This is a genomic window from Chryseobacterium phosphatilyticum (genome assembly GCF_002899825.2).
GTDB lineage: Bacteria > Bacteroidota > Bacteroidia > Flavobacteriales > Weeksellaceae > Chryseobacterium > Chryseobacterium phosphatilyticum.
The window spans coordinates 677,572-699,883 of sequence record NZ_PPED02000004.1 but is presented as its reverse complement, the minus strand read 5'-3'; the positions used below and the strand labels follow the sequence as shown (position 1 = coordinate 699,883).

Here is a 22,312-nt window from a genome sequence, read left to right as displayed (position 1 = left end):
AACGAAGCAATCTCTCTGTCAGTGTCGCTCCGTATTTGCGAGTGCAAAAGTAAAACTTTATTTTGTAATGACCAAATGTTTTTGAAGAAAATTTTAAAGTTTATTTGTTAACCCTAAACTCCCTCTACAACCTCAATCATCCCTACTCCTGCGCTCCCTTAATTGGGACTGCAAAGATACAAACTTTATTTTAACTCACAACTTTTATCTGATAAAAATTAAAAGTTTTTTACGCTTGACTCTTTTTGAAGTATTTAATGTTTTTGCTTATCTAAAAGCTCTCCTGCGCTACTGATCTACTCTCGTTTTCAGTGGGGCAAAGATAGAAACTTCTCTATTACCCCGCAACTTTATTTAACATAAATTTCATCTTTACTTCATATTTAATCTTAAAACACTGGTAAGCAGAAAGAAAAATTTTAAACAAATGTTTGGGGAAGGAGTTTCAAAGTGGGGAGCCCCCGGGAAGGCGAGAGAAAATGGACCTGGGAAAGGGAAAAATTGAAAATTGAAAGTGGAAAATGAATGCATGTTGGAAAGGTCTCCCGCGGATCAAACAAATTGTTATAAGGGGATCATCTATTCTATTAGTGTATGATATATTATAAATGGGGGTTAATGGGTGGAGGGCATTCTGAAAGGGGTTTTGATTGGTTATTTGCATCAGTTTTTCTACTATCTTATTCAATGTGGCATCCTGAAAGGATCTCACCATAGCAAAGGTTGATATGCAGGAATGGAAAATGGAAAATTGAAAGTGGAAAATGAGTGCATGTTGGAAAGGCTTCCCACAGATAAAACAGAGTACATAGGGGGATCATCCATTAGTGTATGATATATTATAAATAGGGATTAATGGGTGGAGGGCATTCTGAAAGGGTTTTTGATTGGTTATTTGCATCAGTTTTTCAATAATTCATTGTGCTATCCCAAAGGGATCTCGACAGCGGAAAAGGTGTATGCATATATATATTAGGATAAATATGGAATAACGGAGTAGAGATCTCTACGGGACGACAAGCTTCGTGATAGGCGTGCGGACGGACTTTTAAGTTTGGGCTAAAGCCTGATGAGGGGTGGTTATTTATTGAGCGGGCTAAAGCCCGCTCCTAGTGAAATAGATTTCTCCCACTGACTGCGCAGATTTGCACGGATGATAATGGATAGTGTATATATATTATATAAGAGAAGGTAAGAATAGATCCATGGGATGGATCCGTACGAGAGGACAAGTTACATGATAGGCGTGGAAGGATTTTTAAGTTTCGGCTAAAGCCTGATGAGGGGTGGTTATTTATTGAGCGGGCTAAAGCCCTCTCCTATTGAAGTAGATTTTTCCCAATGATTGCATGGATTGACATAGAGGAGTACATTATTTTCTGTTGAGCACCAACCCATTTTCAACTTTCCATTTTCAACTTTCAACTTTCAGTTATCCTAGCCCCGATAGTAACGGATACCCCACAGCAGAGATTGGAGAGCCGGAGGGTTTTGGCTGTGGAGCGCGCTGGCGCGAGGAGTAGGAGTGGATAGCGGGAAATAGCTCCTGAATATGCTTGAGAGTTGGAGAATGAGAGAATTGAAGGATTGGAAAGTGCAAAGAAATTAGAAAATCCGATTTTTTTACCCGGTTTATTCATCTTTACAAATAAAAAGTTTACTATTTGTAAACTTTTGCATTTTCGCTTTCCCCATAAATGAACGTTATGTTAACAGAGAAATAATACCTTATTCAACAATATCGAAAGTATACCATTTTTTGATATCTATAGAAAAAGTACTGTAATAAAGGATTTTATAAGAAATAAATCTCACGACACATTTGATTTTAAAAAATTTTTCAAACAAGATAAAGGTAAAAAACACCCCTTATTTGTTAATCAATACTTAATACAAAATATTTATATATATTAAAATTATTAGCGTGATTTGCATAAAAAATTTAATATATGTAAAAATGAAAACAAACTTAGAGAAATTACTTACCCTTGTTTTTACCTGTTTCATCATTTTTGTTTCAGCGCAAAAACAGTTAATTATAGGAACTGTCCTGGATGACAGTCAGCCGCTTCCCGGCGCCACCATCAAAATAAAAGGTTTATCAAGAAATATTACTACAGATATTGACGGTAAATTTGCCATCAACGACATTAGAGAAGGTCAATATACAGTACAAATCAGTTATATAGGTTATGAATCTAAAGATGTAACTGTTGATCTGAAACCTGAACAAACCGCAGACCTGGGGATTATCAAACTTTCTCAACCCCGAAAAAATATTGATGAAGTTGTGGTCACCGGTACTTTAAAGAATACGGAAGCAAGAGCATTAAATATTCAGAAAAACGCGATCAATATCAGCAACGTGATTGCATCTGACGGTATTGGAAAACTTCCGGACAGAAATGCAGCAGAGACGGTGCAACGTGTGCAGGGTGTTTCTATTGAAAGAGATCAGGGTGAAGGAAGATTCGTTTCTCTGAGAGGTTTGCCTCCTTTCTGGGCCTCTACAACGATTAATGGGAACAGGCTTCCCACTGCTGAAGAAGAAACCACTTCCAGAGCAACTGCATTTGACTTTTTCCCTACGGAATTGATTTCATATGTCCATGTCAACAAATCTTTCACTCCGGATATGGAAGCAGACGGAATTGGCGGCGGCGTTAATTTTATTACAAAAACTCCACCGATGAAAACAGAGTTCAAAGCGACCTTAGGAAGCGGTTATAATGCAAAAGCAGATAAAGGAGTCTATAATATTGGTTTGCTGTACGGAGGAAGAACAAAGGATAAAAAATTCGGATACCTCTTTAATTTTGCTCACTTCATCAGAAACTGGTCTACGGATAATTTTGAAGCAAGACGCAGTGGTGATGAAGGGGTTTTCAGGATGGAGCTTCGTGATTATAACGGGGTCAGGAAGACGACAGGTATTAATACCGCTTTTGAATATGTGCTTTCTCCGAAGAATACGCTTTACCTTAAAGGAATGTACGGAACTCTTTCTGATGATGAGACTCATTATAAACACAGAGTGAGGTTTGATAAATTCAGCAGCGCGAATAATACGGCAAGAGTAGAGCTTCAGAACATTCATAATTTACTGATCACCCAGCTTACTTCAGTCTCTTTGGGCGGAGCTCATAACCTGGATAAGGGAAAAATTGACTGGGATCTCTCCTATTATGATAATCAATTTAAATATGGAAATATCCCGGACAAGCAAAACAACTCTTATTATGTTATCAAATATACCCAATCAGGTGTAGGGATCAATCCTGATTATATTGCAGATCACGGAAACGGGCCAAGAGCTTACTGGAAAGCCGATGGAGGAAAACTGGATTATAAAAACCCGGACGCTTTATTTGGTTTCTATCGTGATCAGAATTTCAAAATGGATGCTTCTCAGATGAGATTTACTGATCTTGAGTTCTACAAAGTTTTTGTGGAGGAAAAAGATAAGATTGTAGCTACGTTTAACCATGAAATCAATATTTCTGATCAGCTGACCTTAAAATATGGTTTAAAGTACAGAGATAAGGAACGTAACGCAAGATTCTCAGACATCTTTTATAACTGGAGCAACGGAACGGCCCCATTACTTTCAGATTACTCTCAGTATATCACTACTCAGCCGAATGGGACCAGGTATTTAAGCGAAATGAATGCCCCTATCGGAAATACTTTCGGACCTGTACTTTCCACTGCAGGAATGAATCAGTTCTGGTATGATAATCAAGGGAATCTAAAGATCAATACAACTGATTCTGAAGCATTGGAGTACAATAAGGCGCTGGGAAGAAACTTTGATGTTTTTGAAAAACATGCTGATGCCTATGGAATGGGAACCTACAAATTGAATGACAAGATCACCATCTTAGGAGGAATCAGGTTTTCCAATACTCATACGAAGGTAAAAGGATATAATGTTGTTGATGATGTCTTGATTCCGGTTGAGCATACTAAAAATTACCTGGCAGTTCTTCCGATGCTTCATATAAAATATGCATTGAATGATAAAACCAACCTGCGTTTTGCCGCCACAAGAACATTTTCAAGACCCAATTTCGGAGACCTGACGCCCGGAGGAACTTATATTGAAGCTGATAACGAATTTAAAGGAGGAAATCCGGACCTTAATCCTACTTATTCATTGAATTTTGATCTGATGGGAGAATATTATTTCTCTAATGTCGGGATTCTGAGCGGTGGAATTTTCTACAAATCAATTACCGATCCGATCTTTCAGGATTCTTTTATCGGAAGCTATAATGGAATGAACGGAGTTCAGTTTTCAGCTCCCAACAACGGAAAAGCAGCATGGCTTGGAGGTATTGAGCTGGGTATCAATAAAAGATTCGATTTTCTTCCGGGGTTCCTTCAATATTTCGGAGCACAGGTGAATGCCACTTTTATGACTTCAGAAATGGAGAAGCCAGGTGGAAGAAAGGTAAAACTTCCTTATCAGGCTAATGATCTTTATAATGTGCAGCTTTTCTTTGAAAAGAAAGGGTTTAATGCAAGGTTGGCCTACAACTATAAAGGAAAATATGCTGTAGAATATGCTGAAGAGGACATCAATGATACCTATTATGGAAAGTACAGCAGTCTTGATTTTGGAGGTTCTTATCAAATTACGAAGCATATTGGAGTGTATGCCGATATTAACAATATCCTGAACAAACCGCTCATTTACCATTTTGGTAAGAGTGAAGACCGCCCTGAGCAGGTAGAATATTATGGAGTACGATGCAATCTAGCAATAAAACTGAATTTCTAAACCACTATAATGGCTGGAACAATCAATAAAAAAACACGGGTAACACTGAAAGCTGCTTTTGCTGCTTTCGGTGTCTACTTCTGCATGTATGGCTTCAGAAAACCTTTTACTGTAGCATCATTTGAAGGATTATCCTATTTCGGTGTCGATTATAAAATCCTGATTATTATCGCTCAGGCTGTAGGATACTTTATTTCCAAATTTATCGGAATCAAATTTATTTCAGAATTAAAACCGTCAAAAAGACTATCGTATTTATTTTCGTTTATTGCCATTGCAGAGCTTTCTCTGTTGGGATTTGCCGTTGTGCCGGCACCGTACAACATTCTTTTTATGTTTTTGAACGGAATTCCTCTGGGAATGATCTGGGGAATTGTTTTTTCTTATATCGAAGGTCGTAAAACCACCGAGATTATAGGGCTTTTTTTGTGTTCGAGTTTCGTGGTCTCTTCAGGTTTTACAAAATCAGTGGGGAAATTTCTGATGGATACTTTTTCAATTTCTGAATTCTGGATGCCTTTTTCAGCGGGACTTATCTTTATTATTCCATTACTTGTATTCGGAATCCTTCTGGAGCGAATTCCCAAACCAACTGAGGAAGATATTTTGCTTAAAAGTAAAAGACAACCCTTGAACGGATCGGAAAGAAAAGCACTTGTACAGCAGTTTTTTGTACCCATTGTCTGTATTATTTTTCTGTATATCAGTCTTACTGTATTAAGGGACTTCAGGGACAATTTCAACCGTGAGATCTGGGACGGACTTCATTTTCATTTTGACAGCTCTATTTTCACCCTTACCGAAATCCCTATTGCCATTATGGTTCTTGTGATTTTAAGTTTTATGGTAAAGGTCAAAAACAATAAAAGGGCTTTTGCTTATTATCATTATATTCTTTTTGGCGGAATTCTTGTGGTGGGATTTTCAACCTACATGTTTCAGCAAGGATCATTGTCTCCTTTTTTATGGATGACCATTTCAGGTTTTGGGATGTACATCTGCTATATTCCTTTCAACGGAATTTATTTTGACCGGATGATCGCTGCTTTTGATATTAAAGGAAATGTAGGTTTCCTGATTTATATTGTCGATTCTTTCGGATATCTGGGAAGTGTTTTGATTCTGTTGTACAAGAATTTCGGTTCTTCGCAGACTTCATGGCTCAACTTTTACATCAGTCTGAATTATATTATCACGATCACAGTCTTAATTCTTTCAATTATTGCTTTTCTGGCTTTCAAAAAAAAGTCAAAACCCAAATCAAACTCTAATCGATACATCAATTTTGATGCTTCGAAAATCTTATAAATTATACTAAAATGACAACAAAATTTGATTTACTCGTAGTGGGTGGTGGAATTTTAGGAACATTCCATGCGTACCATGCTTTGAAGAAAAATCTTAAAGTTGCCTTACTGGAAAGAAACTCCGTACCTCAGGGAGCAACGGTAAGAAACTTCGGGCAGGTTGTTCCTTCGGGAATGGATCTTAAGTGGCAAAATTTCGGTAGAGAAAGTCTCTCAATATATAATGAACTTCATGCTCAGGCAGATCTTACCATCAGGCAAAACGGTTCCGTATATATCGCTTCCAATGATGAAGAGCTTCAGCTCATTGAAGAACTGTACGAAATCAATAGAAATAACGATTACGAATCAGTTCTTTTGTCTAAAAGTGACTGTATTAAAAAATACGATGGTCTCCGCTCAGACTACTGTAAAGGCGGATTATTCTTTCCACAGGAACTTTCGGTAGATTCTGCAGATATGATTGTAAAACTACAGAAGCTTTTACAGGAAAAAATGGGACTTCAGATTTTCTACAATGCTACGGTAGTAGAGACGAATGAGGATGATCAGAAATGTATGGCAGTAACGGCGGAGGGAAATGAGTTTACAGCTTCCAAAATATTGATTTGCGGTGGTCATGAGTTTAAAACATTATACCCAAAAGTATTCAATGAAAGTGATCTGGAAGTAAGCAAGCTACAGATGCTTCAGACGAAACCTCAGGGAATTTATTCGCTTCAGGGCAATATTCTTACAGGGCTTTCTATCAGAAGATACGAATCGTTCAGTGAGTGTCCTTCGTTTGAACAAATCAAGGCCTTAGAAGACCAGAATTCTTTCGAAAAGAAATATGGAATTCATATTTTATTTAAACAAGCGCTTGACGGATCTGTTATTGTAGGAGATTCTCACGAATATGCTGATGCCAGAGACGCTGATGATCTTGGTTATGATCTGAATATGGAAATTGACGAATTCATGATTCATGAAGCTAAGAAAATCATTGATCTTCCGACCTATGAAATTCAGAGAAGATGGTTCGGGATATATTCCCAGTGTAAAACAAAAGATATTTTTGAGCACAGCCCGTCTCCGAATGTTCATATTGTCACCGGAATCGGAGGAAAGGGAATGACGGGAAGCGGAGGCTTTTCAAAGTTTAATATAGAAAAAATTTACGCATAAATTTCAATGAAAAATATAGAATTACTGGTTCTGGATATGGCCGGAACAACGATTGACGAAGATAATGTAGTATATAAAACATTAACGGATGCCGTAAATGAATATGGCTATTCGGTGACGCTGGAAAAAGTTCTTATCAGCTGTGCCGGAATGGAAAAACTGGAGGCAATTACCAGCTTACTGAATGAAATCAATGGAAAAGAAGCGGATGCGCAGCCTATTTTTGAAAACTTTTCCGAAAAGTTAAGACTCGCTTACCAGAATCTTGAGATAAAGCCTATTAATGGTACAGAAAACTTCTTGCTTAAAATGAAACAGCAGGATAAAAAAATAGTCCTGAATACAGGATATACGTATGCAATCGCTCAGCAGCTTTTAGACAAATTACACTGGAAGGAAAACATCCATTTTGATGCTTTAATTACCGCTGATGATGTTTCTGAAAGCAGACCAAATCCGGAAATGATTAACCTGGCAATGAAGAAATTCAATATTACAGAACCGCAAAAGGTTCTGAAAGCCGGCGATTCTGTGATTGATATCGAAGAAGGTAAAAATGCAGGATGTGGTCTTACCGTAGCTGTTCTTTCCGGAGCACAAAACAGAACAGAGCTCGAAAAAGCAGGGCCTGATTATATTCTGAATACTATTTCTGAAGTTGAAAATCTTCTTTAGAAAACTTCTTTTTCAATACTAATGGTACAAATGTTATCTGTTGAATGCATTTGTACCGTTTTTCACCACCCGTCCCAATCTCTGATTTAATGCCCTTTGGAGGAGGCGAATGACACTTTTAATTTACTATTCATGAATAGACAAAAATTTCATTCCCTTACTTATATATCTAAATGCTGATTATATCACTTAAATATCAGAGCTTCTGTAACTTTTTTGTGGATCAATCCAATTTTTCACGAAACTATTTAATTATCAATTAATTAATTTTCAGTTCACAGACGTTTACAAATAGTAAACTAATTTTACAATATATAAAAATAAATTACTATTTGTAAACTTTCTATTTTAAAATCTCTTTCCCCATGAAAACAAAACTATTCTCAATGGCAGTCGTAATGAGCTGCTTTCTTGGAGCTCAAACCAAAAAGGTCCTTTTTATTGGTATTGACGGATGCCGTGCCGATGTTATGATGTCAACCAGCATTCCCAACATCCAAAATCTTGTTAGTCAGTCTATTTATTCTATTGACGGATTATGCGCTGCCACCACGTGGAGCGGAAATGGCTGGAGCACGATGCTTACAGGGGTATGGCATACCAAACACAACGTACAGGATAATAATTTTACGAGTCCCAACTATGTAAATTATCCTGACTTTCTCACAAGAGCCGAAACCTATAATCCTAGTTTAAGAACAATGTCCCTTGTCAACTGGGCACCCATCAATGACAAGATTATTAAAACAGCGGATGTAAAAAGCAATCTGGGAAGTGACCTTGCTGTGAAAAATGCAGCTGTAAATGCCCTACAAAATGACAATCCTGATATTTTATTTGTTGATTTTGATGATGTAGACCACGCCGGGCATTCTTATGGTTTTTCTTCTAACGTGCCTCAATACATTTCTTCTATCCAGACTACTGATACGTATATCGGGGAAATTGTGAATGCAATGAAAAACAGATCTACCTACAACAGCGAGGATTGGCTGGTGGTACTTACAACTGACCATGGTGCAGTAGAAAGTTCTCATGGTGGAGGAAATCTTTCTGAGAGAAATATTTTTACCATTTATTCCAACCCTGGATTTGTTCCGCAGCAGATCAGCAAAACTGTTCTGGAAGCTAATAAGACGTTTAATCAACTTAGTTTTCCTGCAGGAACGTATTCTAAACCAACCAACCAGCTTCCTTTCAATTTTGGGGCAAATCAGGATTTTACAATTGAATTTTGGGTGAAACCTAATGCAAGTTATTCAAGTGATCCGGTGATGATCAGTAATAAAAACTGGGCTAATGGAAAAAATAAAGGTTTTGTAATCTCAGGATACTCCGGACAAACCTTTAAAATGAATATCGGAGACGGAACCAACAGAATCGACCTTACAGGAGGAAAAGTAGAAACCAATAAATGGAAACATATTGCAGCCAGTTTTGACAGAGACGGTCTTGTAACGCTTTATGAAGACGGAGTACCTGTTACTTTTGCCAAAATGAATACTATCGGAAATATTGATTCCGGGCTTCCTTTTACCTTAAATCAGGATGGAACCAATGTGTACGGGCAAAATCTTGCAGCTTCCTATAAAGATGTAAGGATCTGGAAAACAGCTCTTCCCAATGATGTAATTGTTAACTGGGCCAATCAGGATATTACCTCGTCGCATCCTTATTATTCTCAACTTCTGGGCAACTGGAAATGTGATGAAACTTCAGGAAGTACCCTTGCCGATTCAAGCCCAAATGCCAATCACATGACCGTTACAGGCTCTCCGGCTTATGCTGCCAATACCGTTAATACTTTTAAAATTTATGATTATACCTCCACAACCAGAGAAACAGACCATCTGCCAACAGTATTGAACTGGTTGTGTATTCCTGTACAATCTGCGTGGGGAATTGATGGAGTCAACAGAATTCCGGTTTGTTCCAATGAATCCTTGGCGACAAAAGAAATAAAGGGGTCCACAGATTCTTTTATGTTATACCCCAATCCTGCTTCAACAGACATCAACATTCGCTATCAATCTGAAGATAAAGAAATTAAAGCTAAAATCATTGACAGCAAAGGATCCTTAATCTCTACAATTAATTTACAATCGACAAGAGGGTTTTATGATGAGAAAATAAATATTGAAAATCTCCCGGCAGGAATCTATTTTATGACCATAAGTGGAAGTAAAAGGTCCGTAACCAAAACTTTTATTAAGAAATAAAAACAGTAAAGCAATTAGATTTAAATTTTGATATTGGAACAAGGATATGATCATCCGCGTTCCAATATTTTTTTGATCTACGATGTAAAGTTCAGCTCCATCTGTACATCTACCCGATCATAGCCAGGATTAGTAATTTCAGTATGCTTAAACCCTAGTTTTTCGTATAGCTTTATGGCAGGAACTAATATAGAGTTTGTTTCCAGAAATACTTTCTCAGCGTCTAATGATCTGGCTTTTTCCACAAGGGCATTACCCAGAAGATAACCGATTTTCTTGCCCTGTGCTTTGGGGCTTACCGCCATTTTTGACAGTTCAAAAGCAAGAGGATCTTCCTGAGCTCTTATCAGGGCACAGGTGCCTACGATTTCGCCATCCAGTAATGCAAAAACAATATATCCGCCTTTGTTGATAATATGTTCTTCAGGGTTATCAAGTAATTTATAATCACTTGATTCCATAACAAAGAATGTTTTAATCCATTCTTCGTTTAAAGTCTTAAAAGCCTCCTTGTATTGAGGTTCATAGCTTATAATTTTTACTTCATTATTAATATCATTCATCGCTTAGGTCTATTATATTCTGTTTTTAATCATTTTTCCTAGTTTCTCCAAATCACTTTCCACACGATCAGTCCATTCTAAAGCATAGTTGAGCCTCATACAATTTTGGTACTGATTGTATTGTGAAAACATTCTTCCGGGTGCAAAATTCACCTTCTGGCTAACGGCTTCATCATAGAGATCTTCTGTACAAATTCTTTTATCCAGTTCCAGCCATAGCATAAAACCGCCCTTGGGTTCAGAAATTTTGGTATTATCCGGAAAATATTGGGTCACAGATTTCTGAATCTGTAGATAGTTGGCATACAACTTCTTTCTGAACATCCTTAAATGGTGATCATACCTTCCATGGGCAAGGAAATCAGCAATCACATCCGAAAATAAGGAAGGTCCGCTTACTGTTTGAACCAGTTTCTGCCGGATTATCTTTTCTTTAAACTTTCCGGGAGCTACCCATCCTACCCTGAAGCCAGGAGCCAGTGTTTTAGAGACCGATCCGGTCCACATTACTATTCCCGCTTCGTCATAAAACTTACAAGGTTTAGGTCTTCCTGCTCCGAAATAAATATTTCCGTAGACATCATCTTCAACCAGAGGAACATCATACTCGGTAAGCATCTTTACCAGCTCTTTTTTGTTTTCGTCCGGCATTTGAAATCCCAGCGGATTATTATAATTCACCACAAAGCAACAGGCTGAAAGATTGGGAAGCACTTTTTTTAAGGCGTCCAGATCTACTCCTGTAATGGGATGAGTAGGAATTTCCACTGCTTTTAATCCTAACAGCTGAATAGCCTGAAGGATTCCGAAATAGACTGGACTTTCCACCGCTACCGAATCTCCCGGCTGTGTTACTGCCATTAAACAATTATACACAGCATTCATGGCGCCGGAGGTAATCACAAGATCATCTTCTGTAATTCTCCCTTCCATTACGATAGACCATTTGGCAATCTCCCGACGAAGCAATTCACTTCCCTGTACAGGTTCATAGTTCGTTCCGCTGTCCCCTTTCCTCTTGATCACATCAATCATACATTTTTTCATCTTGGCTACCGGAAGAAGACTTTTTCCCGGAATTCCCAGCGCAAACTGAGTTACATCTGTTCCTCCAATAGTCCCAAAAACTTTATCAATAAGATCCTGCGGTGTATTTTTCCCTTCCGACAATTTCATTGGGGTAACGGAAGGCAATGCCAGCTTTCGCTGTGAAGTCTGGCTTACATAATAACCGTATTTGGGACGGGATTCAACCAAAGAACGGCTTTCCAACTCCATGTAAGCTTGCTTTACGGTATTTAGACTGACATTATAGAGCTTTTGGGCACTTCTCAACGAGGGCAATCTGTCTCCAAACTGTAGCGTTTCACTTTTGATCTGCTCAGTAACAGAATTTGCTATTTTAAGGTACAGAACATCTTTCAACATTGAATTAAAGTTTTAAGTAAATGTACAATTTTATCCATGTCTTACTAAAGTTCAAGCCAGCTCATCATACTTTTGATACTGCTTTTTAATTGTTCGGGATTTCTAAAATTGGGGGTACGGTTCTTTTTAAAGTAGTTTTCTGCTCTTATAGAAAAGGTCTTTTTTTCCACTTCACTTATTCCTTTTTTATCATAAACTGCAAAGGCTATTGCTCCTTTCTCATTAATGATAAGAGTAGCAAACAGAACAATTTCATTTTTTTTCTTGGCCAAAAGAAATGGAATTCCAAAATCTGAAGCTGCCTTTGAAACATTCTGTGTCTGTAAAAATATGTTTTTCAACGCCAACATGTCTGAAATATATACTTCAGCATATTGAAGCTGTTCCTGATGCTGTGCAATTTTTTCCATATTATTTCTTTTTTAGCTTAACAAAATTATGGAGTATTCTTGTCTGGATACAGATACAGAAGTATAGAATATTACGGGTACAGACAATCTTACCCCCTTCTTTATAAAGAACATAAAAAAATACCGATTATCATTACTTTTATCACTCTTTTCAAAACCTCTATCTTTGCGAAAAAGATGAAAGGGAAAATGAGCTTCTTTGGAACTAATATTAAGAAAATAAGACAGGTTAAAGGACTGAGTCAAAAGGCTTTGGCCGACTTATTTGATTTAAACAGAGGGGTAATAAGCTCTTATGAAGAAGGCCGTGCGGAGCCGAAAATTGAAACCATCCTTAAAGTAGCCCACCATTTTAACCTTAATCTTGATAAATTACTAACGGAAACTCTGCAGGTAAACCAATTGGTGAGCGTTTCAGACATTCATCAACCGATGCTTTTCCCGGAATTGGCCATTCAAAAAAGTAAAGATGAACAGGTCTTACCAGACAATAATACTCCAAACGGAAAAATATTGCAAAAAATATTAGCCTCCGTGGATTTGGTGTATGAATTCACTCAAGAGTTGTCTATTTTACCTCAATACCAAAAAGGAGATATTCTCTTTCTCAATAAAGCCAACCTGAAACAAGACCCTGCTCATACTCTTTTTGTTTATTCTGATGGTTATTTACAATACTCTTCTGATAGTAAGAATGAAAAGGATCTTTATAAGGTGGTAGGTTATGTTTCTACCGCTGAAAAAAATATTTTTGCAGGAATTTTTAAAAGGCTGGAAAGGCTGGAAAACAGTACCAATAAAAACTACTAGAAATACAATAAACACACATGTCACTCAAGAAATTAACCAATTTAATATGGAAAAAACCTGAAATTGAAAAATTAATAAGAGACTTAGATCAATTAAACTCTGAAGCTCACAACCATAAATATTATTCTGAAAAAGGGAAAAATAAGAAAGAGCTGGCGCAGAAAGAGAGTTAAACTATAAAATTGATGAGCTTTCTGCTATCATTAGAAAACACAAGCTTTTTGAATTGGTACATGGAGAAAATAGACCCGTACAAGAAGTTTCAGAATACTTTATGACTTTGAACAAATATTTCAAGGATGACATCAGAGATATCAATAGCAAACTCAAAGAAAAGTTAAATGAACAATAGACATTAGTCATCTTATTTTGATAATTGTTATTGAAAATATAACAAAAAACCCTCCGTAATCAAATTACAGAGGGTTTAGTACCCCGGGCGGGACTTGAACCCGCACGTTCTTACGAACACAGGATTTTAAGTCCTGCGTGTCTACCAGTTCCACCACCAGGGCTGGTGTTTTAGCAAAAAAAATAGGAAATGAACGCAAATCCTACTTTATGCTTGTGCGGATGAAGGGACTCGAACCCCCACGCCTCACGGCACCAGATCCTAAGTCTGGCGTGGCTACCAATTACACCACATCCGCTGGTTATATTCATCTGTTTCCACAGAATCAAATAAATTCTCTTACAAATATAAAAAAAACTATTTAAAGAACGCTCTCTATAAAAACAAAAAACCCTCCGTAACGAAATATACAGAGGGCTTTGTACCCCGGGCGGGACTTGAACCCGCACGCCAAAAGAGGCACAGGATTTTAAGTCCTGCGTGTCTACCAGTTCCACCACCAGGGCTGGTGTGGAGCGAAAAACGGGATTCGAACCCGCGACCCCAACCTTGGCAAGGTTGTGCTCTACCAGCTGAGCTATTTTCGCATAGTGCGGATGAAGGGACTCGAACCCCCACGCCTCACGGCACCAGATCCTAAGTCTGGCGTGGCTACCAATTACACCACATCCGCTGGTTTTTTTATATTGTAAGTTTTAAAGAGCTTGCTTCGTTTTTGTGAGTGCAAATATAGGACAATTTCCTTTACCTCCAAACTTTTCCGAGAAAAAAATTAAAATTTCCAGTTTTTTTTTCCACGGCACCTATTATTACAATTGATTTTCTTACTTTTACACCGTTAATATTTACGATATGGAATTACAAGGAACGGTAAAGAAACTTTTTGATGCTCAAACATTTGCGAGCGGGTTTCAAAAGAGAGAAATGGTTATTTTGACCCAGGAACAGTATCCACAGCCGATAAACATAGAATTTTTATCTGATAAAATTAGTTTATTAGATAGTCTTAAAGAAGGAGATAACGTAAAGGTAGGAATCAACATCAGAGGTAGAGAATGGGTTTCTCCACAGGGTGAAACTAAATACTTCAACTCTATTACAGGTTGGAGAGTAGAAAAAGTATCTGATATTGCATCAGAACCTACTCAGGCAATGCCACAGCAATCTGCATCTCCAGTTTCTAACGAGAATCCGTTTGCCGGAGACGACGACGACGATTTACCTTTTTAAGTAAAGAATAAAGATCTAATATAAATCCTGCTTTCCGAGTGGGATTTTTTTGATAAAATGGTTCGATTAGACGAAAACGAGATTTCATTTCCCGACCCTGAACTGTATGACGGTCACGACGGATTGATTGCCTTTGGAGGCGATCTGTCTGTAGAGCGTCTTTGGTTTGCCTACCAGCTCGGGATTTTTCCATGGTTTAATCCGGGGGAGGAAATTCTATGGTGGAGTCCTGATCCGAGATTTGTTTTATTTCCGAAGGAAATAAAAGTTTCTAAATCGATGAGAAAGATTCTGAACAGAAATGTTTTTTCTTTTTCTGAGAATCAAAACTTCAGGGAAGTCATCAAAAATTGCCAGCAAGCCAGCAGAAATGGTCAAACCGGAACCTGGCTTTCTGATGAATTAATGGAGTCTTTTATTAAGCTTCATGAATATGGCCTGGCTAAAAGTATCGAAGTCTGGAAGGAAGGAATTCTCGTTGGGGGTTTTTATGGGTTACAGATCGGGAATGTCTTTTGTGGAGAAAGTATGTTTGCTAAGGTGAGCAACGCCTCTAAAGCGGGATTTATTCATTTTGCAGAAACCTATAAAGACACCATAGAATTGATTGATTGTCAATCTCATACCGAGCATCTGGAAAGCCTTGGTGCTACAATGATTCCTAAAAAAGAGTTTTTAAAAATTTTACACGAAAACAATGAACGCAGATAAAGAAAAATGGATTCTTCTGATTACCTTAAGTATTATTTGGGGGTCATCTTTTATTCTGATCAAAAAGTCTCTTGAACATTTTAATCCGTTTCAGGTAGGAGCTCTCAGGGTTCTTATTGCAGGAATTATTTTACTTCCTATTGCTATTTCAAATCGCAAGCTTTTTCCTAAAAAACATCTAAAGTGGCTGATTTTGGCTGCTTTTACCGGAAATTTCATTCCGATGTTCTTATTCCCTATTGCTGAAACTGAAGTGAGTAGTAGTATTGCTGGAATTATCAATTCTATGATGCCTATTTTTGTGATTATTGTAGGAGGATTGGTCTGGAAATTTGAAACCACTAAAAAACAGATCATAGGAACATTGATAAGCTTTACGGGGGTTTGTATTCTTGCCTTTGGTGGTGGAGACAGCAATGAACTTAAAATGATTCCAATTCTGCTGTTATTACTGGCTACTTTGTGCTATGCTATGAGTACAACAACGGTAAAGTCAAAACTGATGGACGTTTCATCTGTTGTTTTATCTTCTTTCATTTTCTCGTTCGTTTTATTTCTTCCTTCTCTTATTGCCTTAATCAGTACAGGGTTCTTTTCGGAATTTACGTTGTCAAAAGATCTTATGATGGGATTACTGTTTGTCAGTCTTTTGTCTGTTTTCGGAACCGGATTGGCAATGACAATGAACTATCGTTTATTAAAAGTTTCTTCTCCACTTTTCGCATCAACTGTTACTCTGATCATGCCCATTGTAGCTATTATCTGGGGAGCTCTGGATGGTGAAAAGCTTACTTACATGCAGTTTGCCGGCGCGGGAATTATCATTGCAGGACTTATATTTTTACGAACAAATCATAAAAAATAGATTTTCATTATAAATTAAATTATATTTGAGGTAATTCAATTTATAATTATGAAAAAAACTCTATTCATTGGCTCTATGGCCTTATTTTTCTTTTCCTGTGGAAGTTCAGATGATGAAACTCCATTTGATAACAGTGATCCTTCCAATCAAAGTGTTATTCTTCCGGTGAAGATTACTGCAGGGGGTGTAGCCATGAAAATCAACTATAATGGTACTAAGATTATTAATCTGATTAGCACTGCCAGCCCCGGATACAGAACGGAATTCACCTATACAGATGATTTTATTACCGCTATCAAAAGCTACGAAGACAATCTTCTCAGAAATGCTGTAGAATATGGATATACAGGGAATTTTATGAGTTCTTCCGTTCATAAAAAATATTCAACAACAGGTACTTTGGAGACCACTGTTTCCTATACTTATACCCAGACAAGTACAACACAAATCAATGTAAAGAAACAAGCTGACCTGGGAACTCATTACAATTATATCATCAACAGTATCTATACGTACAGCAATGGAAACATGGTAAAGGTAACAGGTTCAGGCACAGGAACTACTAACGGGGTAACAGTTACCTATACACAAGACGGATCTTATACTCACACAAACAAAAATTATGCTTTTAAAAATGTAAAAGGATTTGACAGAATTATTTTTAATGGGGATGAAAATGATGCCGTGACTGTACTATTTTCGAATATTCAAAATAGCTTAAGTACTTACAACGGTATACTGTCTTCTACTTCTCCAGGGGGTACCGGAAGTTCTCATATAGGATATCAGTATACCACTATGTTTACTTCAGGCGGATACCCTGCTACAGAAAGCAGGCAATCAACTGATCCAAACGGGAACCCTACTACAACTCCACCGGATAAGTTTATTTACGAATACAATCATTAAAAAAATCCTGCATTTGCAGGATTTCTTATTTTAATTCAATGTTTTTAATTTTTCTTTTTCACTCTGGCTTTCACCTTTTTCACCTCTTCTTTGATAAACGGATATTTTTTCTGCATATCTTTAGCTAAAGAAGGATCCAGCTCCAGAGCTTTCTGAAGTGATTCTGTTCCTTTGTCCTGATTTTTCAGGTTAAAGAAACAATTGCTCAACTGATAGAATAACTCTGCTCTGTAATGTTTTTTAAGGGCATTGTCCAAAACTGTTACCGCTTCTTCATATTCACCCAAAAGCATTAATACCTCAGAATAGGCATACCAGTTGTAAAATCTTGAAGGTTCAGCATCAACCAATTTTTTAAGACAGGCAATACTTTCTTCAAATTTTCCTGAGTCAATAAATAAAAACGCTAATCTTTTCTGATAGTCGAGATTGTTTTCATTCAATTGAGTGGCTTCTTTTGCAAAATGCAACGCTTCACTCATTCCCCCCATTTCTTCGTACAGATACGATTGTTCCATCATCGCAAGATAAAACTGAGGATCTTCTCTCAGCGATTTCTGGAAAGCATTTAAGGCAATAATAGGTTGTTTTAAAGCTTTATTACACAGCCCTATTTTATAGAAAGTAAATGCTTTTGTATATTCTAACTCCAACATTTCCTCATAAGTTTCAATGGCTTTCTGGTACTGCCCTAAAGCCTCATAACAAGCTGCCTTATTAGCATATACTCCTACAGAGTTAGAATTGATTGCCAATAAATAGTCATACCCTCTTATTGCTTCTTCAAAATTCTTTCTATTGAAATAAAATTGTCCGTACTCAAACCATGCGGTTTCAGAATAAGAAAACTCATCTAAATATTCATTCAAAAAGGCAATGGCCTCCTCACTCTTATTCAGGTCACTAAAGCATACCATACAGTTTTCCAGAGCATACTCATCTGTAGGATCTTCTTTCAGTGCTTTTCTGTAGTGTTTAAGAGCGTTAAAAGGATCTCCCAGATTCACATATTCATCTGCAATAAAGTTGTGAAGGAAGTTTTCTTCTTCCCCTAATGTCAAAGCTTGTTTACAAATTTCAATGGATCTTTTAGGATTTCCCAGGTTCGAATAATACTTGGCGTAGCAAACCATAAAGTCTGTATTTTCCATAGAGGAACCTTTGAGCTCGTTGATAAGCCCTTTCGCCGTATTATATTCTTCCCACTCCAAAAGAATTTCAAGTTTTTTAATCTTGATATCTAAAGAATTGGGATGAAGCTTTAACCCATAACTTACCGCCATATCAGCGTAGTTATAGTCGCCAAGCTCCAAATAATAAACAATAATATCTTCCAACTCCTCTGTATCGAAGTAGAATTCATCATTGTTCTCCATCATTTCTTCGAACTTTTTTACAAGTTCATTTCCAAAATACTCTTCCAATAGTGTCCTCTTTGTCAGCCTGATGTTTGAAATTACTTACAAACCTCGACAAACTATTAATTAATAATGTATCTGAAACTGATATTCAAATATTTATGCAAAGTTGCAACTTTTTTTTGAATTTTCCATTTCATAAATTTCTATTATAAAAATAGTAAAAAAAGAAAACAGATAAAAGAATTGTGGATAAAAAACTGAAATTGTGGTTAAATTTTGATCACCAGCCTCTTTCCGGCGGGCATCTCGGCATTCCAGACCTTCTCAATATTCTTAAGGTCAATGTCTTCTGTTTCTATTTTGATTTTTCCTTCTGCTGCAGCTAGAAACATTTCAGGAATGATCTCTGAAAATAAAAGCATGGACTCTTCCTTAGTCCAGCTTCCTAATCCTGACCCTGAAATCTGAATATCTGTACCCCGGAGAATCTGGGAAGACAATTGAATGATATCGCCACTCATTCCTCCTACAGAAACCAGTTTTGTTTTATGAGAAAATGTTCCGTCTCCTTTAAAAGCAGATAAAATCATTTCTACGGAATGTCCCCAGATATAATCAAGCACAATATCAATGGGAGTCTCATTGTGAATTTCTTTAATTCTTTGCTTAAAATCATCATCACTGAGCTGCAAAGAGACCCTATCATCTGCACCTAAGTCAAGTAAGGATTTCAATGAATCTTCATTTCTTCCGGTTACAATAATCTTTTTAGCGCCATATAATCTGGCAATCTGAACAGCTATTCTTCCCGTAATCCCGGTAGCTCCGTTAATTAAAACAACATCCCCTGACCTGATTCCGGCTTTAAATTTCAAGCCCATTGCAGAGCCCATTACGGCGTTCGGAAGAGCTGCCGCCATAGAAAAGTCAAGATTTTCAGGAACCGGAATCACAAATTGGCGATCCACGATCACTTTTTCAGCTACGCTACCTTTTTTACTAAAAAAATAGACCTTTGTACCATCCTCCAGATACCCTACTCCATCTGAACCGATTATCGTAGGCTGGAAAATTTCATTTTTGGTGGAATAATGTTTCCCACTGGCCCTTGCTTTATCCAGATTTTTAATTGATGCCGCTTTTACTGATATTATAACTTCATTTTCCTGTATTGCTTCTGGTTCCGGAAAATCTGCATATTGAGGAATACTTCCTTTTTCAAATACTACTGCTGCTTTCATTGCTTAACATTTTTATGCAAAATTATCTCCAGAACAGGCTGGGGAGCAATAACATTTGTTATCAGTTTTGCAAGAAAGGCGGGAGATGGAAGTTTATTTATTAGTTTAAAAACTCTTTGTGGACGTTGTGCTAAAAAATAAATACCCTTCAGTTCTATATTGTCTGCAAGAAACTTCAGGTTTCCTTCTCCATCTTCCAACTTAAAGAAGTTTTTCTTTTAATATTTTACTTTTTATCCTGCTCAGATGGACGGTGGTAATTCCCAGGTAAGAAGCTATATAATGTTGTGGAATCCTTTTGATAATTTCCGGTTTTTCCTTAGCGAAATTAATATACCGTTGTTGAGGGGTATCTTTAATGAATGAAAAGAAATGTTTCATATAATCAAAAACCCTTTCAAAAAGGGCATCCATAAATACTTTTCTAAGTTCCGGATTTTCGTAGACCTCTTCGAGAAATACTTCTACGTCCTGTTTTTTGATTTTATATAGGACACAAGGTTCTATGGTTTCAAAAGAAACCATGCTTGGTAATCCTTTTTTGAAACTCTCCAGGGAAGAAAACATAGTGTTTTCCAGAAAAAACTGAAAAGTAACGTCTTTTCCGTCGTTGTTATACCAGGCTCTCACCATTCCCTTTTCGATATAAAAGGCATTATAGGAAATTTCTCCTTCTTTTAACAGCAGGGTTTTAGGCGGTACTTCCATCCTTTCAAAACTGTTAAGAAGTTTTCGCCATTTTTCTTTGGGAAAAGGAAACTTGTTTTTAATATGCTCAAACATTCCGGTATAAACAAAAGAACGGATTAAGGTCCGTTCTTTTGTTTTATTTTTAAATTAAACTTTTAATTTTAGCAATCATATCATCTCCCAACTGATCCGCTTCTTCCTGAGAATGAGCTTCGGTATAGATTCTGATAATCGGTTCTGTATTTGACTTTCTAAGGTGAACCCAGTTGTTTTCGAAATCGATTTTAACACCATCAACAGTAGAAACCTCTTCGTTCTGATACTCCTGTTCCATTTTGCTTAAAATAGCATCTACATCAATCTCCGGAGTCAGTTCTATTTTCTTTTTACCCATGAAATAGCCCGGGTATCCTGCTCTTAATTCTGAAACGGTTTTATTTTCTTTTGCCAGATGAGTCAGGAATAGAGCGACTCCTACTAAAGAATCTCTTCCGTAATGTAAATCAGGATAGATAATACCTCCATTCCCTTCTCCTCCAATTACTGCATTTTTCTCTTTCATCAATGTCACTACATTAACTTCTCCCACGGCACTTGCAAAGTATTCTGAATCGTGAGTCTGTGCTACATCTCTCAACGCACGGCTTGAAGAAAGATTTGAAATAGCAGCCCCTTTTTTATGTTTTAATAAATAATCAGCTACGGCTACTAAAGTATATTCTTCTCCGAACATTTCACCTTTTTCATCAATTAAAGCTAATCTGTCCACATCAGGGTCTACCACGATTCCCAAATCGGCATTTTCTTTTTTAACCAATTCGCAAATATCTCCCAAATGCTCTTTTAAAGGCTCCGGATTGTGTGGAAAATGTCCTGTTGGCTCACAATATAGTTTAACCGTTTCACAACCAAGTTTATCCAACAACATTGGAATAGCAATCCCTCCTGTTGAGTTTACGGCATCCAGCACTACTTTGAACTTTTTAGCCCTGATTGCCTCAACATCTACCATTGGAAGGTCAAGAATCTGTTGAATATGAATATCAAAAGCATCTTCTCTTGTTTCATATTTTCCAAGATCATCAACTTCTGCATAATTGAAGTCTTCACTTTCCGCCAAAGCCAAAACATCAGCTCCGTTTTCTCCGGTGATAAATTCTCCTTTTTCGTTTAATAATTTAAGGGCATTCCATTGTTTTGGATTATGAGAAGCGGTAAGGATAATTCCTCCGTCTGCTTTCAGTTCCGGCACCATTATTTCCACAGTAGGTGTTGTTGAAAGTCCCAGATCCACTACATTGATCCCAAGCCCCTGCAATGTTGCTGTTACCAGAGAAGAGACCATTTGTCCTGAAATTCTTGCATCTCTACCGATAACAAGGGTAAGGTCTTTTTTATTTTTATTATTCTGAAGCCAGGTTCCAAATGCGGAAGCAAATTTTACCACATCAAGTGGAGTTAAATTGTCATTTACTTTTCCTCCGATAGTTCCACGGATTCCTGAAATAGATTTTATTAACGACATTATGTTTTTATATTTCTTTGTTGTTAGTATAATAAATTGTCCGAAACAAAGATACTTAAAAAGACT

Annotated in this window: 19 protein-coding genes and 5 tRNA genes; 11 read left to right on the top strand and 13 right to left on the bottom strand. The window is 37.2% G+C overall.

Annotation, left to right across the window (positions count from 1 at the left end; translation table 11 throughout):
* Positions 1-1,957: 1,957 nt before the first annotated feature.
* From C1631_RS18735 to C1631_RS18715, 5 genes are all read left to right on the top strand, one after another.
* Entirely contained in the window at positions 1,958-4,783 is a 2,826-nt protein-coding gene (locus C1631_RS18735; RefSeq protein WP_109713690.1) for a TonB-dependent receptor, read from the top strand.
* A 9-nt stretch (positions 4,784-4,792) separates the two neighbouring features.
* Positions 4,793-6,091 (top strand): DUF5690 family protein, encoded by a 1,299-nt coding sequence (locus tag C1631_RS18730; protein WP_103246776.1) that lies wholly within the window; start codon positions 4,793-4,795, stop codon positions 6,089-6,091.
* Between the two features lie 11 nt (positions 6,092-6,102).
* Positions 6,103-7,257 carry a TIGR03364 family FAD-dependent oxidoreductase gene (locus C1631_RS18725; RefSeq protein ID WP_109713688.1) on the top strand — a complete coding sequence of 385 codons (1,155 nt, stop codon included), beginning with the start codon at positions 6,103-6,105 and terminating at the stop codon, positions 7,255-7,257.
* Positions 7,258-7,263: 6 nt separating this feature from the next.
* On the top strand, positions 7,264-7,932 hold the full coding sequence (locus tag C1631_RS18720) for an HAD-IA family hydrolase (RefSeq protein WP_103246774.1): 669 nt from the start codon (positions 7,264-7,266) through the stop codon (positions 7,930-7,932).
* A gap of 365 nt (positions 7,933-8,297) precedes the next feature.
* Positions 8,298-10,151, top strand: a complete 1,854-nt coding sequence (locus C1631_RS18715; RefSeq protein WP_103246773.1) for a LamG-like jellyroll fold domain-containing protein — start codon at positions 8,298-8,300, stop codon at positions 10,149-10,151.
* 77 nt (positions 10,152-10,228) lie between these two features.
* Here the strand turns inward: C1631_RS18715 and C1631_RS18710 are convergent, their stop codons facing one another.
* From C1631_RS18710 to C1631_RS18700, 3 genes are read right to left on the bottom strand one after another with little or no spacing between them, the layout of a single operon-like run.
* Entirely contained in the window at positions 10,229-10,714 is a 486-nt protein-coding gene (locus C1631_RS18710) for a GNAT family N-acetyltransferase (RefSeq protein ID WP_103246772.1), read from the bottom strand.
* Between the two features lie 12 nt (positions 10,715-10,726).
* The gene (locus C1631_RS18705) at positions 10,727-12,142 is read right to left on the bottom strand and encodes an aminotransferase-like domain-containing protein (RefSeq protein ID WP_103246771.1); all 1,416 of its coding nucleotides are present in this window, start codon (positions 12,140-12,142) and stop codon (positions 10,727-10,729) included.
* Between the two features lie 44 nt (positions 12,143-12,186).
* On the bottom strand, positions 12,187-12,552 hold the full coding sequence (locus C1631_RS18700; protein WP_103246770.1) for a hypothetical protein: 366 nt from the start codon (positions 12,550-12,552) through the stop codon (positions 12,187-12,189).
* Between the two features lie 39 nt (positions 12,553-12,591).
* Between C1631_RS18700 and C1631_RS18695 the strand changes: the two genes are divergently transcribed.
* Positions 12,592-13,362: a helix-turn-helix domain-containing protein gene (locus tag C1631_RS18695; RefSeq protein ID WP_228441354.1), complete on the top strand. Its 771-nt coding sequence runs from the start codon at positions 12,592-12,594 to the stop codon at positions 13,360-13,362.
* Between the two features lie 17 nt (positions 13,363-13,379).
* A complete protein-coding gene (locus tag C1631_RS24185) occupies positions 13,380-13,535 on the top strand; it encodes a hypothetical protein (RefSeq protein ID WP_165828333.1) in 156 nt (51 codons plus the stop codon).
* 258 nt (positions 13,536-13,793) lie between these two features.
* On the opposite strand, the gene C1631_RS18690 is transcribed toward C1631_RS24185, so the two are convergent.
* From C1631_RS18690 to C1631_RS18670, 5 genes are all read right to left on the bottom strand, one after another.
* Positions 13,794-13,877: transfer RNA gene (locus tag C1631_RS18690), tRNA-Leu, on the bottom strand.
* A 53-nt stretch (positions 13,878-13,930) separates the two neighbouring features.
* A tRNA-Leu gene (locus C1631_RS18685) sits at positions 13,931-14,012 on the bottom strand.
* A 124-nt stretch (positions 14,013-14,136) separates the two neighbouring features.
* Positions 14,137-14,220, bottom strand: a tRNA-Leu gene (locus tag C1631_RS18680).
* Between the two features lie 5 nt (positions 14,221-14,225).
* Positions 14,226-14,301, bottom strand: a tRNA-Gly gene (locus C1631_RS18675).
* Positions 14,302-14,305: 4 nt separating this feature from the next.
* Positions 14,306-14,387: transfer RNA gene (locus tag C1631_RS18670), tRNA-Leu, on the bottom strand.
* A gap of 179 nt (positions 14,388-14,566) precedes the next feature.
* Here C1631_RS18670 and C1631_RS18665 point away from each other — a divergent pair.
* From C1631_RS18665 to C1631_RS18650, 4 genes are read left to right on the top strand one after another with little or no spacing between them, the layout of a single operon-like run.
* Positions 14,567-14,944: a DUF3127 domain-containing protein gene (locus C1631_RS18665; protein WP_109713686.1), complete on the top strand. Its 378-nt coding sequence runs from the start codon at positions 14,567-14,569 to the stop codon at positions 14,942-14,944.
* 57 nt (positions 14,945-15,001) lie between these two features.
* The gene (gene aat / locus C1631_RS18660; protein ID WP_109713684.1) at positions 15,002-15,655 is read left to right on the top strand and encodes a leucyl/phenylalanyl-tRNA--protein transferase; all 654 of its coding nucleotides are present in this window, start codon (positions 15,002-15,004) and stop codon (positions 15,653-15,655) included.
* On the top strand, positions 15,642-16,520 hold the full coding sequence (locus C1631_RS18655) for a DMT family transporter (protein WP_109713682.1): 879 nt from the start codon (positions 15,642-15,644) through the stop codon (positions 16,518-16,520). The genes aat and C1631_RS18655 overlap by 14 nt, the downstream gene beginning before the upstream one ends.
* Positions 16,521-16,568: 48 nt before the next feature.
* Positions 16,569-17,429, top strand: coding sequence for a hypothetical protein (locus tag C1631_RS18650; protein ID WP_109713681.1), 861 nt, complete (start codon positions 16,569-16,571; stop codon positions 17,427-17,429).
* Between the two features lie 44 nt (positions 17,430-17,473).
* On the opposite strand, the gene C1631_RS18645 is transcribed toward C1631_RS18650, so the two are convergent.
* The 5 genes from C1631_RS18645 to glmM form a co-directional block, all read right to left on the bottom strand.
* Positions 17,474-18,853, bottom strand: a complete 1,380-nt coding sequence (locus C1631_RS18645; protein WP_103246765.1) for a tetratricopeptide repeat protein — start codon at positions 18,851-18,853, stop codon at positions 17,474-17,476.
* 206 nt (positions 18,854-19,059) lie between these two features.
* On the bottom strand, positions 19,060-20,031 hold the full coding sequence (locus tag C1631_RS18640) for a quinone oxidoreductase family protein (protein ID WP_103246764.1): 972 nt from the start codon (positions 20,029-20,031) through the stop codon (positions 19,060-19,062).
* The gene (locus tag C1631_RS18635; protein ID WP_103246763.1) at positions 20,028-20,231 is read right to left on the bottom strand and encodes a hypothetical protein; all 204 of its coding nucleotides are present in this window, start codon (positions 20,229-20,231) and stop codon (positions 20,028-20,030) included. Before C1631_RS18635 ends, C1631_RS18640 begins: the two co-directional genes overlap by 4 nt.
* A gap of 1 nt (position 20,232) precedes the next feature.
* Complete coding sequence (locus C1631_RS18630; RefSeq protein ID WP_103246762.1) at positions 20,233-20,814, bottom strand: Crp/Fnr family transcriptional regulator; 582 nt, start codon at positions 20,812-20,814, stop codon at positions 20,233-20,235.
* Positions 20,815-20,863: 49 nt separating this feature from the next.
* Complete coding sequence (gene glmM, locus C1631_RS18625; RefSeq protein ID WP_103246761.1) at positions 20,864-22,246, bottom strand: phosphoglucosamine mutase; 1,383 nt, start codon at positions 22,244-22,246, stop codon at positions 20,864-20,866.
* Positions 22,247-22,312 lie beyond the last annotated feature (66 nt).